We start from the raw sequence: 16,029 nt of genomic DNA on the forward strand, positions 1-16,029 counted from the left end.
GGAGGCCTCGGGGCACTGCAAAAGGGCCGCAGGGCATGGCAAAAGGGCCCGGGCCTGCGGCGACAGCCCGGGAACGTTGTTCCGGCGCCGGCTCAAAGCCGGCGCCGCGGAATCAGCCGGGTGTTACTGGAACTGGCCGAACTGGAACGGGCCCACGTTGCCAATGCCCACCAGGGGGCCATCCACTACGGGGCCCTCCACCAGCGGACCGTTGATCAGGCCGCCGTTGAGGAACCCGCCGCTGAAGAGGCCGCTGAGGATAGTGGCGTCCTTGGCTGCGGCCACCTGCCCAACCTTTGTCCCGGCGTCGGACGTGGCTGCCTGGGCCGGAAGCGAGGTGGCGGCGAAGGCCGTCAGGGCCAGCAGGGAGGCGGCGGCGGTGCGGGTCAGGGTCTTGGCAGTCTTGTTCACAGTCATCTCCAGTCAGGTAGCAAATGTTTCCACACACCCGAAGGTGTCATAGGAGCATTCGGACCTGCTGGAATTCCGGATGGGAATTCCTACTTCCCCTGCCGTGCCGAGAGCCGCGCCACAGCCAACGCCAGCCAGAGCTGGACCCTGTCGGTGGTGACGGCGGGGTCGTACCCCGTCAGCTCAGTGATCTGTGCCAGCCGGTACCTGACGGTGTTGCGGTGCAGCGTGAGTTCCTCGGCAACGGCCGCCACGGAGCCGTTGTTGTTCAGGTAGCTTTCCAGCGTGGCCATCAGCTCCGCGCCGTGCGCCGCATCGAAGGTCCGCAGCGGATTCAAGGACTCGTGCGCCATGTCGGCGAGGGGCACGTCTTCGCTGGCCAGCAGCAGCGAGGTCAGGCTGAGGCGCTCCGGTTCGTTGACCGGCAGGCCGTGGCTGGCAGCGTCCCGGGCCTCGAAGTAGCTCCACCGCAGGCCGTTGGGTTTGGTGTAAGCGCCGCCGATGCCGATGGTGGCGTGGATGCCGGCCTCCGCGAGGTGGTCGCTGAGCTGGCGGGCCAGCGCCGGCGCCGTACCGCCGTCGTCATTGATCACCAGGACAAGGTCCTTGCCCACGACGGCGGCCACGGCGTTTTCGAGGCCGCGCGGCACCGAGGTGCTCCCCAGGGCCTTGTTATGGGCGGCGGAAACGGCCAGGAGCACCACGTTCTTCCGGGTGCTGTTCACGCCCACCCCGGCCAGCCGGCGCTGCGCCTCGCTGGTTTCCAGCGCCCCGTGGATCACGTCCTCCAGCACCTGCCCGCACAGGGCACGTTGGGCCTGCCGCTGCTTGACCATGTTGTTCAACTCCACGCTGATCAGGTTCTGGGCGTAGCCAATGATCCCGGAGTCCTCAAAAGGCTGCCGGACCCAGAGCGTGCAGGCGTCCCGGCGGCCGGTGGGGATGGGGTAGGAGGACCACGTATCGGCGGCGGGGGATTCGCTGGTGCTGTTGTACAGCTGGGCCGTGAACTGGCTCAACGCGATGTCCGTCCGCAGCATGCTGCCCAGGTGCTTGAGGAGCTCCGCCAGGCCGCCGCCGGTCAGCAGCGCCCGGGCCAGGACCTGGTGCCCAGCGATGAGCCGCTCCAGCTTGGCGTAGTGGTCAGCGGACTGGGCGTCCGCCACGAGTTTGCCGATCGCGATGAACGGGGTCTCGTACGGGACCTCCACCACGGGCAGGCCCCAGCGGTTGGCTTCCGCCAGCAGCGCCGGCGGCACCGCGTCATGCGTCAGGCCCACCCCGAAGCCGATCCCCACGGCCCCGGCCCGCTGGACCTGGCGGACAAACCGGCGCTGCTCCGGAGCGGACCGGAGGCGCAGCCCGGTGGTCAGCACCAGCTCGCCGCCGTTGATGAAGCGCTGCGGATCCTCAAGTTCCGTCACGGCCACCCAGTTGATGTCCTGGTTCCAGGTGGTTTCGGCGACTCCCACGTTGGACAGCTTCAGGGAGCCCACACCAAGGAGGGCAGCAAGGGAAATGGCCATGCCACAAGGATAAACGGACGCTGGGCAACCGCACTAACCCCAGCGGCTAAAGGTGTGCAGGTGGCTATTCACGGCGGCAGGGTGCTGGCATAGGCTCAAGGCAGTTCCATCCATCCGCCCTGGCGCCGATGGCCCCTATGAAAGAGGTTGCACACCGTGGTCCAGACCTTGCAGAACTTCATCAACGGACAGTTCGTCACCCCGGCCGGCACCGACCTGCTGGACATCGTGAACCCCACCAACGGTGAGGTGGTGGCCCACTCGCCCGTCTCCGTGGCAGCAGACGTTGATGCAGCCATGGCGGCCGCCAAGGACGCGTTCCGCACGTGGAAGCACGTCACCCCCGGGCAGCGGCAGCTGATGCTGCTCAAGCTCGCGGACGCCGTTGAGGCGAACAGTGCTGAACTGGTCGAGGCCCAGCACCGCAACACCGGCCAGGTGCGTTCGCTGATCGCTTCGGAGGAAGTAGCCGCCGGCGCCGACCAGCTCCGCTTCTTCGCCGGCGCCGCCCGCATCCTGGAAGGCAAGTCCGCCGGCGAATACTTCGAGGGCCACACCTCCTACGTCCGCCGCGAACCCATCGGTGTGGTGGCGCAGGTGGCCCCCTGGAACTACCCGTTCCTGATGGCCATCTGGAAGATCGGCCCCGCGCTCGCCGCCGGCAACACCGTGGTCCTCAAACCCTCGGACACCACCCCCGAATCCACCCTGGTGCTGGCCCGGCTCGCAGGGGAGATCCTGCCCGCCGGTGTCCTGAACGTCGTCCTGGGCACCGGCGAGACCGGTTCGCTGATGGTGGAGCACAAGGTCCCCGGCCTGGTGTCCATCACCGGTTCGGTCCGGGCCGGCATCGCTGTGGCTTCCGGCGCCGCGAAGGGCCTCAAGCGCGCCCACCTGGAGCTGGGCGGCAAGGCACCCGCCATCGTGTTCAAGGACGCAGACCTCAAAAAGAGCGCAGCGGCCATCGCGGAGTTCGCCTTCTTCAACGCCGGCCAGGACTGCACGGCCATCACCCGGGTGCTGGTCCAGGACGAGGTGCACGACGACGTTGTGGCCGCCATGGTGGAGCACACCAAAACGCTGCACACCGGTTCGCAGGACGACGAAGAGAACTACTTCGGGCCGCTGAACAACGTCAACCACTTCAAGCAGGTCACCTCCGTGGTGGAAAACCTGCCCGCAAATTGCCGGATCGAAACCGGCGGCCACCGCGCAGGCGACAAGGGCTTCTTCTTCGAACCCACCATCATCACGGGCGCCAGGCAGACGGACGATGTGGTCCAGCAGGAAACGTTCGGCCCGGTCATCACCGTGCAGCGGTTCAGCACCGAAGCCGAAGCCGTGGAACTGGCCAACGACGTGGACTACGCCCTGGCCTCCAGCATCTGGACCACCGACCACGGCACGGCCATGCGCCTGAGCCGCGACCTGGACTTCGGTGCAGTCTGGATCAACACCCACATCCTCCTCACCGCCGAAATGCCGCACGGCGGCTTCAAGCAGTCCGGCTACGGCAAGGACCTCTCCATGTACGGCGTGGAGGACTACACCCGCATCAAGCACGTGATGAGCGCGCTGGACTCCTGACCCCCATCCTCGCTCCGCAACCCCGGTTTCCCTGAAAGGCCTGACATGACCACCACAGCACCCGACATCACCTACCGCCTGGAGCAGAAGCGCCGCGTCCAGGCCGACTTCCCGGGCCCCAAGTCCGTGGCACTGACCGAACGCCGCAAGGCCGTGGTAGCTGCCGGCGTCGCCTCCAGCGTCCCCGTCTTTGTTGCCGACGCCGACGGCGGCATCATCCACGACGTCGACGGCAACTCCTTCATCGACCTCGGCTCAGGCATCGCGGTGACCAGCGTGGGCGCCTCCGATCCCGCCGTCGTGGGCGCCGTGAAGGAAGCCGTGGAGCACTTCACCCACACCTGCTTTATGGTCACCCCGTACGAAAGCTACGTGGCGGTTGCCGAACAGCTGAACCGGCTCACCCCGGGTGACCACGAAAAGCGCACCGTGCTCTTCAACTCCGGTGCCGAAGCCGTGGAAAACGCCGTCAAGGTGGCCCGACTGGCCACCGGACGCGACGCCGTTGTGGCCTTCGACCACGCCTACCACGGCCGCACCAACCTGACCATGGCGCTGACCGCCAAGGCCATGCCGTACAAAACCAACTTCGGCCCGTTCGCGCCCGAGGTCTACCGCATGCCCATGAGCTACCCGTACCGCGAGGAAAACCCCTCGATCACGGGCGCCGAGGCCGCCAAGCGCGCCATCACCATGATCGAAAAGCAGATCGGCGGGGACCAGGTCGCCGCGATCATCATCGAGCCCATCCAGGGCGAGGGCGGCTTTATTGTCCCTGCCGAAGGCTTCCTGCCGGCCCTGGCCGACTGGGCCAAGGAAAAAGGCATCGTGTTCATCGCTGACGAGGTCCAGTCGGGCTTCTGCCGCACTGGTGAATGGTTCGCCGTCAACCACGAAGGCGTCATCCCGGACATCCTGACCATGGCCAAGGGAATCGCCGGCGGCATGCCGCTGTCCGCCATTACCGGCCGGGCAGACCTGCTCGACGCCGTCCACCCCGGCGGCCTCGGCGGCACCTACGGCGGCAACCCGGTGGCCTGCGCCGCCGCGCTGGCGTCCATCGGCTCCATGGAGCAGTACGACCTCGCCGGCCGTGCCCGCCACATCGAGGACGTGGCCACCACCCGGCTCCGCGAGCTGCAGTCAGAGCTCTCCGCCGCCGGGACCGGCGTGATCGGCGATGTCCGCGGCCGCGGCGCCATGCTGGCCATCGAGCTGGTCCAGGCCGGTTCCAAGGAGCCCAACACCGACCTGACCAAGGCCGTCGCCGCAGCCTGCCTCAAGGAGGGCGTCATCATCCTCACCTGCGGCACCTACGGCAACGTGATCCGCCTGCTCCCGCCGCTGGTCATCTCTGACGAGCTCCTGAACGACGGCCTGGACGTCCTGGCCGCCGCCATCAAGGCGCACGCCTAGGAACCTCACCCTGCACAAAGGCGGGCCAGTTTCGGCTGGCCCGCCTTTGGCGTCTCCGCGGGCGCTCCAGTAGCCGCGGGCGCTCCCGGTCCGCCGCTCCGGTCAGGCTGCTGCGGCGCGCAGGGCCCGTTTCCGGTCCACGGCGTGCCGCCGCGCGGTGGCCAGCATGTCGACGGTGAGCAGCAGCAGTGCCAGCCACACAACGCCGAAGCCGATCCACCGCTCCGCCGGCATGGCCTCCCGGAACACCAGCAGGGCAACAATGAACTGCAGGATCGGGGCCAGGTACTGCAGCAGGCCGATGGTGGTCATGGGAAGGCGGCGGGCCGAGGCGCCGAAAAACAGCAGCGGAATCGCTGTGATGATTCCCGATGCTGCCAGGATCCAGAAGTGCGCCGGCCCGTTGGCGGCCAGGGTGGCCGTGCCGTTGACTGCCAGGACGATCATGGTGATCCCGGCCAGCGGCGCCAGCACGGCGGTCTCCACGCTCAGGCTGGTCAGGGCGTCAACCCTGGCACCCACCCGTTTTTTCACAAAGCCGTAGAAGCCGAAGCTGAACGCCAGGGTGAGTGCGATCCACGGTAACTTTCCGTAGGAATAGGTCAGGACGCCGACCGCCACAAACCCGGTTCCGACGGCGGCCCACTGCAGCGGGCGCAGCCGTTCCTTCAGGACGATCACGCCCAGCAGCACGGAGACCAGGGGGTTGATGAAGTAGCCCAGGGCTGCCTCCACGGCCTGGCCCGAGGTCACGCCGTAGGTATAGGTGAGCCAGTTGATGGCGATCAGCAGGGCAGCCAGCGCCAACGGAGCAAAGACTTTCCGGTCCCGCACCGCCGCGGCGATGGCCGGCCAGGAGCGGGTGACCGTGAGCAGGAGAGCGCAGAACAGCAGCGACCACACAATCCGGTTGGCCACGATCTCAACCGCGCCGGCGGGCACCAGGACAATGAAGTAGAGCGGCAGCAGCCCCCACAGCCCGTATGCGCCGATCCCGAACAGGACCCCCGCCGTCGTCTCTTTATCCACGGCTTTGGGCCCGGCTCCCTGGACGGGAGGCGCGGTGGCCGGGTTGAGGCTGGCAGGGGCGGTTTGTTCGGGTGAGGGCACGCAACCATAACAGCAGGCTTCCGGCAGGTATTCCACGCGTGCCGGGCGGCAATCCCGTCATTGATCAGTAGGCTTGCTTTTATGACATCAGCGGAACTGCCGGCCACCGCCCCATGAGGCTCCGGCGCAGCAACGCCTCAGGGCGTGGATACCGGCGCATCCCTGCCGGAAAAGGGTTCAGCTACCGGGACCTGGACGGCTCCACCGTGCCGGCCGGCGACGTCAGGGACCGACTGGACAGCATCGGGATCCCGCCGGCGTGGACGGACGTGTGGATTGCCCCGTTCGAAAATGGCCACATCCAGGCCACCGGGGTGGACGCCGTGGGGCGGCGGCAGTACATCTACCATCCGGAATGGCGGCAGCGGAAGGACCGGCTGAAGTTCGTCAGGTCCCTGCAGCTGGCCGAATCCCTGCCATCGGCCCGGCGGCTGGTCACCGTGGACCTCCGCAGCGAAGGCTTCTCCCGCGAACGGGTGCTGGCCGGGGCGTTCCGGATGCTGGACAGCGGATCACTGCGGGTGGGCTCCGAACGGTACACCAACGAAAACGGCAGCCGCGGGCTGGCCACCCTGCTGTGCGCGCACGCCCAGGTCCGCCAGGACAGGATCCTGCTGGCGTTTCCCGCCAAGAGCGGCAAGGACTGGGAATCGGAAATCCGCGACGCCGACCTCGCCGCCCTGGTGCGCCAGCTCAAGAAGCGCGGCGGCAAGGCCCGGCTGCTCGCCTACAAGGAGGGCAGGAACTGGCGCCCGGTCACCAGCTCCGACATCAACGCCTACGTCAAGGAACGCACCGGCTCCGACTTCACCGCCAAGGATTTCCGCACCCTGCGCGGCACCATTGCTGCCGCCGGCAGCCTGGCCCGGACCGGTCCGCGGCCCACCGTTGCCAAAAGGAAGCGGGCCGTCAGCGCCGCCATGCAGGCTGCCGCCGAGGTGCTGGGCAACACCCCGTCCATCGCCCGGAAGAGCTACGTGGACCCGCGCGTGCTGGACCACTACAACAATGGCGAGACCATCGACCCCAAACGGCCGGACTCCGCCGAGTCCGAACTGCGGGCGCTGCTTTACCGGGAAGGCGCGGTGGTTCCGCTGGCCAAAAGCGGCTAAGGCCTAGAATTGGGAACTGTGCGCCGGTGCGGCGCACCCGCATCGTCAGAAGGGCCCCCGGTGACCAACCACAGCGCCTCCGCCGCCACCCGTCCCCTCCGCGTCGCCATCGTGGGGGCTGGGCCCGCAGGTGTGTACGCCGCCGATATCCTCACCAAATCCAGCGGCGTCAAGGACGGCGACTTCGAGGTCAGCATCGACCTCTTCGAGGCCTATCCCGCACCCTACGGCCTGATCCGCTACGGCGTGGCCCCTGACCATCCCCGGATCAAGGGGATCGTCAACGCATTGCACAAGGTCCTGGACCGCGGCGACATCCGCTTCCTGGGGAACGTGGCCTACGGCAAGGACCTCACCCTGTACGACTTCCGGGCCTTCTACGACGCCGTGATCTTCTCCACCGGCGCCATCCGGGACGCCGACCTGGACATTCCCGGCATCGGCATGGCCGGCTCCTACGGCGGCGCGGACTTCGTATCCTGGTATGACGGCCACCCGGACGTCCCCCGGGAGTGGCCGCTGGAGGCCCGGGAAATCGCCGTGATCGGCAACGGCAACGTGGCCCTTGACGTGGCGCGCATGCTGGTCAAGCACCCGGAGGAACTGCTCAGCACCGAAATCCCGGACAACGTCTACCAGGGCCTGAAATCCTCACCTGTCACCGATGTGCACGTCTTTGGCCGGCGCGGCCCCGCCCAGGTCAAGTTCACGCCGCTGGAGCTGCGCGAGCTCAGCCACATGAACGACGTGGACATTGTGCTGTACCCGGAGGACTTCGAGTTCGACGAGGCCTCCGATGAGGCCATCCGCAGCAACAACCAGATCAAAACCATGGTGAACACGCTGACCAACTGGCTTGTCGAAGAGCACGCCGAAGCCGAGGAACCCTCCTCCCGCCGGCTGCACCTGCACTTCCTGCACAGCCCGGTGGAAATCCAGGACGGCGGCACAGGCTCCGTCTCGGGGATCAAGTTCGAGCGGATGCAGCTGGACGGCACCGGCAACGCCAAAGGCACGGGGGAGTTCGCTGAATACCCGGTCCAGGCCGTCTACCGGGCCATCGGTTACCACGGCTCGCCGCTGGCGGAACTGGAATTCGACGCCAAGCGCGGTGTCATTCCCAATGAGGGCGGCCGGGTCCTCGACGCTGCCGGGGCCGCTGTCCCCGGTATCTACGCCACAGGCTGGATCAAGCGCGGACCGGTGGGCCTGATCGGCCACACCAAGGGCGACGCCCTGGAAACCATCGGCTTCCTGCTGGAGGACAGGCTCACGCTGCCGCCGGCGCAGAACCCCGACCCGCAGGCCATCATCGACCTCCTTGAGGAGCGCGGCGTCGAATACACCACGTGGGAGGGCTGGAACCGGCTCGACGCCCACGAAGCCGCCCTGGGCGCCGCCTGGACCGCGGACGGGTCCAGCGGGGTGGCCCGCGAGCGGATCAAGGTGGTTCCCCGGGAGGACATGGTCCGGATTTCCCGCGACTGAGGATCCCGCCCGGGGACTTCCGGGCGGGGTTAGAATGGCCGGGCCGGCAGCCTGATGCCGCCCATCACCTGGGAGTTCAATGCCGAACGTGAGCCAGCCGCCAGGTGCGGCCACCACCCAGCGTGCCGCCATGGCCGGCCACGAGTTCCTGGACCACGGAGTGCCCGGCGGAACACCCGAGATCCCGGGCCTGCGCCGGCTGATCCGGGAGTCCTGGCAACGGTCCGCGCGCCTGCAGGCCAACCCGGATAACCCCGCCGCCCCGCTGGCCCTGGACCGGGACGAGTTGGAGGACTACCGGCGCCGCCACCCGCTGGCCGCGATCATGCCTGTGATCAACCGGCTCCTGGTCCAGCCCAGCCACGACAGCGGCCTGCTGGTGGCCGTGGGTGACGAGGTGGGCCGGCTGCTGTGGGTGGACGGCGACCCGGACCTGCAGCGCCGGGCCGAAAGCATGATGTTTGTCCCCGGCGCGGACTGGTCCGAAGCCACCGTGGGCACCAGCGCCCCCGGAACCGCGCTGGCCCTGGGCCGGGGCATCCAGATCGCCGGGGCCGAGCACTACCAGCGCGCGGTGCACTCCTGGAGCTGCACGGCCGTGCCGTTCCACGACCCCGACTCCGGCGCCGTCCTGGGCGTTGTGGACATCACCGGCAAAGCCTCCGCCGTGGCGCCGCACACCCTTTCCCTGGTGGAGGCCACGGTGGCCGCGGCGCAGGCCCAGCTGCGGGTGGAACGGCTCCAGCTCGCCGCGTCCCTTGCCGGCAGGCCCGCCAGGCGGCGGTCCGCGGCGCCGCCGCCGGCAGTCCGGGAAGGCAGCCTCTACCGGAACAGCCTCCAACTGCTGGGCCGGGACCAGGCGCTGCTGAGCCTGCAGGGCCGGACCGTTGCGTTGTCCGCCCGTCACAGCGAGATCCTGGCCCTGCTCAGCACCCACCCGGACGGGCTCAACGCGGAGGAGCTCAGCGGGTTGCTGTACCCGGGGGACGGCTCCACCATCACCTTGCGCGCCGAGATGGTCCGGCTCCGCAAGATCCTGCAGCAGCTTCATCCGGACGCCGTCCCCACCTCCCGGCCGTACCGGCTGCCCGTTGACGTGGTCCCCGATTCGGGGCAGGTCCTCAGCTGCCTGCAGCGGGGGGCCCACCGGATGGCCCTGAAAATCTACGGTGGGGCGGTGCTGCCGCACTCCGAGGCGCCGGGAATCATCACCTTGCGGGGCAGGGTCTCGGCCCTGCTCCGCGACGCGATCCTCACCGACGGCAGCGCCGAGTCACTGCTCCGGTACGCCGAACTTCCCGAGGCAAGGAACGACGTCGGCGTCCGGCGCGCCGCGCTCCGCCTCCTCCCTGCCCGCTCACCCAAGCGGGCGGCAGTTGTGGACGAACTGGAACGGATCGACGACGAACTCCGGGCATCCCCGGCAACCCCCTGACATTCCTCCTCCGGGTTGCAACCTTGCTGCAACCTGCACCCTCCTAGGCTGGCTGCAACGGCGGGCGCCCGCACCAGGCCGCCGCCTCATGCACAGCAAAGGAGCTCGCAATGACTGTTTACGCACAGCCCGGCACCGACGGATCGAAGGTCACCTTCAAGGACCGCTACGAGAACTGGATCGGCGGCGAGTGGGTGGCCCCCGTCAAAGGCCAGTACTTCGAAAACATCACCCCCGTAACGGGCAAGCCCTTCTGCGAAGTGGCCCGGGGAACCGCCGAAGACATCGAACTGGCACTGGACGCGGCCCACAAGGTGGCGCCGTCCTGGGGCAAGACCTCCGTGGCCGAGCGCGCCGCCATCCTGAACAAAATCGCCGACCGCATCGACGAAAACCTGGAAATGCTCGCCGTCGCCGAGTCCTGGGACAACGGCAAACCCGTCCGCGAGACCCTCAACGCCGACATGCCCCTCGCCGCGGACCACTTCCGCTACTTCGCCTCCGCCGTGCGCGCCCAGGAAGGCAGGCTGTCGCAGCTGGACGAAGACACCACTGCCTACCACTTCCACGAGCCCCTGGGCGTGGTGGGCCAGATCATCCCGTGGAACTTCCCCATCCTTATGGCCGTCTGGAAGCTCGCGCCGGCCCTCGCTGCCGGCAACGCAGTGGTCCTGAAACCGGCCGAACAGACGCCCACTTCCATCCTGGTGCTGATGGAGCTGATCGGTGACCTGCTCCCGGCCGGGGTCATCAATGTGGTCAACGGATTCGGTGTTGAGGCTGGCAAACCGCTCGCCTCCAGCTCCCGGATCCGGAAGATCGCCTTCACCGGCGAAACCACCACCGGGCGCCTGATCAGCCAGTACGCCAGCCAGAACCTCATTCCGGTCACCCTTGAACTGGGCGGCAAGAGCCCCAATATCTTCTTCAACGACGTGGCCCAGGAAAACGACGCGTTCTACGACAAGGCCCAGGAGGGCTTCGCCCTGTTCGCGTTCAACCAGGGCGAGGTGTGCACCTGCCCGTCCCGCGCACTGGTCCAGGACGGGATCTACGACTCCTTTATGGCCGACGCCATCGCCCGGGTGGGCAAGATGGTGCAGGGCAACCCGCTGGACACCGACACCCAGGTGGGCGCACAGGCATCCAACGACCAGCTCGAAAAGATCCTCTCCTACCTGGACATCGGCAGGCAGGAAGGCGCCAAGGTCCTCATCGGCGGTGCCCGGGCAGAACTGCCCGGCGACCTGGCCGGCGGCTACTACGTCCAGCCCACGGTGTTCGAAGGCCACAACCGGATGCGGATCTTCCAGGAGGAAATCTTCGGCCCGGTGGTATCGGTCACCCGGTTCAGCGACTACAACGACGCCATGGGCCTCGCCAACGACACCCTGTACGGCTTGGGCGCCGGCGTTTGGTCCCGGAACGGCAACGTCGCCTACCGTGCCGGCCGGGAAATCCAGGCGGGCCGGGTGTGGGTCAACAACTACCACGCCTACCCGGCCGGTGCCGCGTTCGGCGGCTACAAGTCCTCGGGCATCGGCCGTGAGAACCACGCAATGATGCTGGACCACTACCAGCAGACCAAGAACCTCCTGGTCAGCTACGACGAGAACAAGCTCGGCTTCTTCTAAGCCGATGACTGCAGAACCGATCAACGCCGTCGTGACGCTGCCCGGGGAAGACTTTTCCCGGGTGGCGCTCACGCCCGCTGCGGTGGAACTGCTGGCCAAGCTGTGGGAGCAGCACGGCCCGCTGATGTTCCACCAGTCCGGCGGGTGCTGCGACGGGTCTTCACCCATGTGCTACCCGGCCGGCGAATTCATCACCGGCGACTCCGACGTGCTGCTGGGCCGCTTCGACGTCTTCGGCGGCACCGACCCCCAGCCCCTTGAATTCTGGATGTCGCGGGAGCAATTCAATTACTGGAGCCACACCCATCTCACCGTCGATGTGGTGCAGGGCCGCGGGAGCGGGTTCTCGGTTGAGGCACCGGAAGGCAAACGCTTCCTCATCAGGTCAACGCTGATGGATTGGCCCGCCTGAAACGGCGTACCGATCGGCGTTGGCACCGGGCCGGTGCCCGGCCGTGTGCTGCGGCCGGGCACCTCATCCGTCTCAAAATTTGAGACGAATATAGCCGTCCAGTGGATGGACACTATCGTTGATAGGTCTGTTTCCAGCCAAAACCAGGATTGTGATCCCCAATGAACCTTCGCCGGACAAAATCCATTGAGCAGTCGATTGCCGACGCCGATGAACCCGGGCGCAAGCTCAAACGCTCACTGAGTACCTGGGACCTGATGATCATGGGCGTCGCCGTTGCCGTGGGGGCCGGAATCTTCTCCGTGGGCGCCAAGGCTGCCGCCAACTTCTCAGGCCCCGCCGTGACGCTGTCCTTCGCCATCGCCGCCATCACCTGTGCGCTGGCCATCATGTGCTACGCCGAATTCGCCACCGCGATCCCCGTGGCCGGCTCCGCGTATGTTTTCACGTACGCCACCATGGGCGAGCTGCTCGCCTGGATCATCGGCTGGAACCTGATCCTGGAACTCTTCACAGCGGCCGCGGTGATCGCCAAGTACTGGGGCATTTACCTCAGCAACGTGTTCGCGCTGATGGGTGCCGACGTTCCGCCGGCCATCTCCCTGGGCGGCGTTGACCTCTACTGGGGCGCCTTCCTGATCGTTGCCATCTTCACCGTGCTCCTGGTGCTGGGCACCAAGCTGTCCGCCCGTGTGGGCAACGTCTTTACCCTGATCAAGATCGCCGTGGTCCTGTTTGTGATCGTGGTGGGCTTCACCTACGTGAAGTTTGAAAACTACGCCCCGTTCATTCCTGCGGCCGAGCCCACCGCCGGCACCGGCGCTGCCGACGTCCTTAAGCAGTCGTTCTTCGGGTTCCTCACCGGGGCGGCCCCCGCGCAGTACGGCACGCTGGGCGTCTTCGCCGGTGCTGCGCTCGTGTTCTTCGCCTTCATCGGCTTCGACGTGGTGGCAACCTCAGCCGAGGAAGTGAAGAACCCGCAGAAGACTCTCCCGCGCGGCATCTTCGGTGGCCTGGCCCTCGTGACCATCCTTTACATCCTGGTTTCCCTGGCGCTGACCGGGATGGTGTCCTATACACAGCTGGCAGAGGCGGCGAACCCCACCCTGACCACCGCCTTCGAAGCGGTGGGGGACACCACCGCTGCCAAGGTCATTGCGTTCGGTTCCCTTGTGGGCCTGACCACGGTGATCATGGTGCTGCTGATGGGCCTGTCCCGCGTGGTCCTGGCCATGAGCCGCGACGGCCTGCTGCCGCGCTCCCTGTCTAAAACCAGCGACAAACGCTCCACCCCGGTGCGACTCCAGATCATCTGTGGAGCCGCAGTTGCCGTGGTGGCCGGTTTGACCAACGTGGACCTGCTCGAGGAAATGATCAACATCGGCACCCTCTCCGCCTTTGTGGTGGTGAGCCTGGGCATCCTGGTGCTGCGCCGGAAGCGCCCGGACCTCAAGCCCGCCTTCCGGGTACCCTTCGGGAAGGTCCTGCCGGTGGTCTCCGCAATCCTGTGCCTCTACCTGATGACCAACCTGGCAGTGGAAACCTGGATCTTCTTTGTGATCTGGCTCCTGATCGGGCTGGCCATCTACTTCGCGTACGGGCAGCGGCACTCACGCCTCAACGAGCGCTTCAGCGCGGCCAGCACGGCGGTGAACGGGACTGCCGCCCCGGAGTCCCAGCCCGACGACCGCGACGAGTACACCCGCGCCTGACCATCCGTATCTGCCCGCCCGGGTCCTCCCGGGCGGGCAGAGCCATGCCCGGCTCCTAGGATTGATCCCATGGCACGCCTGACCCGCCCCGAACGTAAAGCCGAGCTCCTGGGCGCCATCCTGGACTACCTGATGGATAAAACCCTTGCCGAGGTCACCTTCCGCAGCCTCGCGGAAGGCCTCGGTGTGAGCTCCTACGTGCTGGTGTACCACTTCGGCAGCCGCGAGCAACTGATCACCGACATTGTGGTGTCCATCGAATCCCGCCTGGACAGGATGCGGAACACCGACGTACGCGACATCGACAGGGACGCCTGGCGGGACTTCCTGCTCGAATCCTGGCAGTGGACCATGGCCCAGCGGAACCGGCACCTGACCCGCCTGGAATTCGAAGCCACCGCCCAGGACATCGTTGCCGCCGAACCCCGCGGCACATCCCAACAGCACTTCCGGCTGCTGCACCACAAAACCCGGGACTGGCTGCAGGTTCAGGGCATCGCCGAAGAGTTTGCGGACACCGACGCTCGGCTCTTCACTGCCACCTTTTACGGCCTGCAGTTCGACTTTGTGGTGATGAATGAGCCGGAAGCCGCCACCAACGCCTTCCGGCTTATGCTGGCGGTCTTCTTCACCAACCTGGACACCCGTCTCCTGGCAGCAGCGCAGCCGGCCCCGGAAACCCCCGCCTAGCCCTACTTCCAGTCAGGGCGCAGCATGCCGGCCCATCCACTCAACCAGCGGACGCAACGCATCCCACAGTTGCGCGGTTTCCTGTGCCGCTGCGGGCGTAGCAAGCCAGTCCGGCCGGCCAAGGTCCTTGCCGGCTGCCAGGGTCCTGTACCGGAGGAGATCCGCCCGCGGGTGGTTCGAGGGAAAACCGCGCGGCACGTTCCGTAGCGTTTCGCCCTCCACCTCGAAACCTGTCGCTTCCAGTGCTTCGACGATGCGCCGGAGCGCCTCACCGGTCCCGGCCGCATCCACCGAGTTCCGGTACCTGGCAAGCTGCGCCGGCGAAACGGTGTGGCAGCCAGCCCCCACTGCCAGGCCGTCCGCTCCGATGTGCAGGTAATACCCGAGGCCTTCCTGCACCGCGGCGAAGGCGCCCTGCGCCGTTTTGTAGGGCGGGCCGTTCTGGAAAAACCGCATGTCCCGCTGGGGGCGGAACACCTTTCCCGGGCCGAACCGCGGTTCGAGCCCGGCCAGGAGCGCCAGCAGCGGTTCCCGCACCAGCGACCGGTAGCGGGGGCTGTTCTCCAGCCACCACTCCCGGTTGTTGTTTTCCTGGAGCTCCGCGTAGAACCCGAAAGCACCTGAGGGAATGCCCTGGAACGTTGTCATACGCCGATCCTAGGCAGGCCCGGGAAAAGCCGATACGGAGCACTGAGCCTATGTGGATAACGCGGGCCGGGACTCATACAGGGGGAGCGAATTCCAGCTGGACTGCTCCCCAGGAGCCGGCCGGAGAAATCCGGTTCCGCCTCGTGGGGAGCAGCGCCAGGAAGCCAGGGGCTCTGCCGCGAAGGACTCCCGTTAGAGGACGGGGGGGGTTGCGGCGGAGGTTTTCGCGGTGGTGTTGTAGCCGGTTTTGGTTCCGGTGACGGTTACGGTGAGGGTTTTGCCGGTATCGGTTGCGACGGGTTTGTAGGTGGCCGCGGTGGCGCCGGTGATGCTCACGCCGTTGGCTTTCCACTGGTACGCCAGCGTCACTGGTGCGGGTCCCCAGGTGCCCGGTACTGCGGTCAGCGTGGAACCGACCCGGGCGGTGCCGGTGATGGTCGGAACCGGTGCCGCCAGGGTGCCTTTCGCGACCACGGCTGTGGCTGCGGAGGTCCTGGATACTGCGGGGTACCCGGCCTTGTTTCCGGTGACCTTCACAGTGATGGTCTTGCCGTAGTCGGCGCCAACCGGCGTGTAGGTTTTCCCTACCGCGCCGGTGATGGTGGTCCCGGAACGGAACCACTGATAGCTCATCGCATCCGGTGTAGGTGACCAGGTTCCTGGGACTGCCGTCAGGGCCCGGCCCACCTGTGGGGTCCCGCTGATGGAGGGTACCGGAGTTGAGGACCAGATCCATCCCGCATTTAGGGTGTACGTCTTGCCCCAGCTTGCGTTGCCGCTGTAGCCGTAGATTTTGATGTAGGCCCGGCCCACCGGAAGGTTTATCTGTTGGCTGGCGAGCCAGGTGC

Annotated in this window: 13 protein-coding genes and 1 pseudogene; 9 read left to right on the forward strand and 5 right to left on the reverse strand. The window is 66.9% G+C overall.

Annotated features, from left to right (window positions below):
- Positions 1-123: 123 nt before the first annotated feature.
- Together ACU18_RS09130 and ACU18_RS09135 are read right to left on the reverse strand one after the other, a co-directional pair.
- Positions 124-411, reverse strand: coding sequence for a hypothetical protein (locus ACU18_RS09130; protein WP_056596850.1), 288 nt, complete (start codon positions 409-411; stop codon positions 124-126).
- Between the two features lie 89 nt (positions 412-500).
- Positions 501-1,937 carry a PucR family transcriptional regulator gene (locus ACU18_RS09135; protein WP_050685241.1) on the reverse strand — a complete coding sequence of 479 codons (1,437 nt, stop codon included), beginning with the start codon at positions 1,935-1,937 and terminating at the stop codon, positions 501-503.
- Between the two features lie 156 nt (positions 1,938-2,093).
- Between ACU18_RS09135 and ACU18_RS09140 the strand changes: the two genes are divergently transcribed.
- Together ACU18_RS09140 and gabT are read left to right on the forward strand one after the other, a co-directional pair.
- Positions 2,094-3,524: an aminobutyraldehyde dehydrogenase gene (locus tag ACU18_RS09140; protein ID WP_050685253.1), complete on the forward strand. Its 1,431-nt coding sequence runs from the start codon at positions 2,094-2,096 to the stop codon at positions 3,522-3,524.
- A 45-nt stretch (positions 3,525-3,569) separates the two neighbouring features.
- Positions 3,570-4,940, forward strand: a complete 1,371-nt coding sequence (gabT, locus tag ACU18_RS09145; RefSeq protein WP_050685242.1) for a 4-aminobutyrate--2-oxoglutarate transaminase — start codon at positions 3,570-3,572, stop codon at positions 4,938-4,940.
- Positions 4,941-5,042: 102 nt separating this feature from the next.
- Here the strand turns inward: gabT and rarD are convergent, their stop codons facing one another.
- Positions 5,043-6,050 carry an EamA family transporter RarD gene (gene rarD, locus ACU18_RS09150; protein ID WP_082178261.1) on the reverse strand — a complete coding sequence of 336 codons (1,008 nt, stop codon included), beginning with the start codon at positions 6,048-6,050 and terminating at the stop codon, positions 5,043-5,045.
- A gap of 113 nt (positions 6,051-6,163) precedes the next feature.
- On the opposite strand from rarD, the gene ACU18_RS09155 reads away from it, so the two are divergent.
- The 7 genes from ACU18_RS09155 to ACU18_RS09185 all read left to right on the forward strand — a co-directional run bounded on the left by ACU18_RS09155 (position 6,164) and on the right by ACU18_RS09185 (position 14,533).
- Entirely contained in the window at positions 6,164-7,162 is a 999-nt protein-coding gene (locus ACU18_RS09155; RefSeq protein ID WP_050685244.1) for a DNA topoisomerase IB, read from the forward strand.
- Positions 7,163-7,222: 60 nt separating this feature from the next.
- On the forward strand, positions 7,223-8,650 hold the full coding sequence (locus ACU18_RS09160; RefSeq protein WP_050685245.1) for an FAD-dependent oxidoreductase: 1,428 nt from the start codon (positions 7,223-7,225) through the stop codon (positions 8,648-8,650).
- 79 nt (positions 8,651-8,729) lie between these two features.
- The gene (locus ACU18_RS09165; protein ID WP_050685246.1) at positions 8,730-10,085 is read left to right on the forward strand and encodes a helix-turn-helix domain-containing protein; all 1,356 of its coding nucleotides are present in this window, start codon (positions 8,730-8,732) and stop codon (positions 10,083-10,085) included.
- A gap of 110 nt (positions 10,086-10,195) precedes the next feature.
- Positions 10,196-11,719 (forward strand): acetaldehyde dehydrogenase ExaC, encoded by a 1,524-nt coding sequence (gene exaC / locus ACU18_RS09170; protein WP_050685247.1) that lies wholly within the window; start codon positions 10,196-10,198, stop codon positions 11,717-11,719.
- A 4-nt stretch (positions 11,720-11,723) separates the two neighbouring features.
- Positions 11,724-12,131: a DUF779 domain-containing protein gene (locus tag ACU18_RS09175; RefSeq protein WP_050685248.1), complete on the forward strand. Its 408-nt coding sequence runs from the start codon at positions 11,724-11,726 to the stop codon at positions 12,129-12,131.
- 161 nt (positions 12,132-12,292) lie between these two features.
- Positions 12,293-13,843 (forward strand): amino acid permease, encoded by a 1,551-nt coding sequence (locus tag ACU18_RS09180; protein ID WP_050685249.1) that lies wholly within the window; start codon positions 12,293-12,295, stop codon positions 13,841-13,843.
- 69 nt (positions 13,844-13,912) lie between these two features.
- Positions 13,913-14,533 (forward strand): TetR/AcrR family transcriptional regulator, encoded by a 621-nt coding sequence (locus ACU18_RS09185; protein WP_050685250.1) that lies wholly within the window; start codon positions 13,913-13,915, stop codon positions 14,531-14,533.
- A 12-nt stretch (positions 14,534-14,545) separates the two neighbouring features.
- Here ACU18_RS09185 and ACU18_RS09190 read toward each other — a convergent pair whose 3' ends face one another.
- Positions 14,546-15,181: a DUF2461 domain-containing protein gene (locus ACU18_RS09190; RefSeq protein ID WP_050685251.1), complete on the reverse strand. Its 636-nt coding sequence runs from the start codon at positions 15,179-15,181 to the stop codon at positions 14,546-14,548.
- 192 nt (positions 15,182-15,373) lie between these two features.
- Positions 15,374-16,029, reverse strand: a pseudogene (locus ACU18_RS09195) (hypothetical protein); the annotation flags it as partial.

Source organism: Arthrobacter sp. ZBG10 (genome assembly GCF_001238605.1).
Taxonomy (GTDB): domain Bacteria; phylum Actinomycetota; class Actinomycetes; order Actinomycetales; family Micrococcaceae; genus Arthrobacter.

What these genes read in the sequence shown, in the direction of transcription:
- ACU18_RS09135 (WP_050685241.1), bottom strand. Translation starts at nt 1,937, where the DNA reads ATGGCCATTTCCCTTGCTGCCCTCCTTGGTGTGGGCTCCCTGAAGCTG.
- gabT (WP_050685242.1), top strand. Translation starts at nt 3,570, where the DNA reads ATGACCACCACAGCACCCGACATCACCTACCGCCTGGAGCAGAAGCGC.
- ACU18_RS09155 (WP_050685244.1), top strand. Translation starts at nt 6,164, where the DNA reads ATGAGGCTCCGGCGCAGCAACGCCTCAGGGCGTGGATACCGGCGCATC.
- ACU18_RS09165 (WP_050685246.1), top strand. Translation starts at nt 8,730, where the DNA reads ATGCCGAACGTGAGCCAGCCGCCAGGTGCGGCCACCACCCAGCGTGCC.
- exaC (WP_050685247.1), top strand. Translation starts at nt 10,196, where the DNA reads ATGACTGTTTACGCACAGCCCGGCACCGACGGATCGAAGGTCACCTTC.
- ACU18_RS09175 (WP_050685248.1), top strand. Translation starts at nt 11,724, where the DNA reads ATGACTGCAGAACCGATCAACGCCGTCGTGACGCTGCCCGGGGAAGAC.
- ACU18_RS09180 (WP_050685249.1), top strand. Translation starts at nt 12,293, where the DNA reads ATGAACCTTCGCCGGACAAAATCCATTGAGCAGTCGATTGCCGACGCC.
- ACU18_RS09185 (WP_050685250.1), top strand. Translation starts at nt 13,913, where the DNA reads ATGGCACGCCTGACCCGCCCCGAACGTAAAGCCGAGCTCCTGGGCGCC.
- ACU18_RS09190 (WP_050685251.1), bottom strand. Translation starts at nt 15,181, where the DNA reads ATGACAACGTTCCAGGGCATTCCCTCAGGTGCTTTCGGGTTCTACGCG.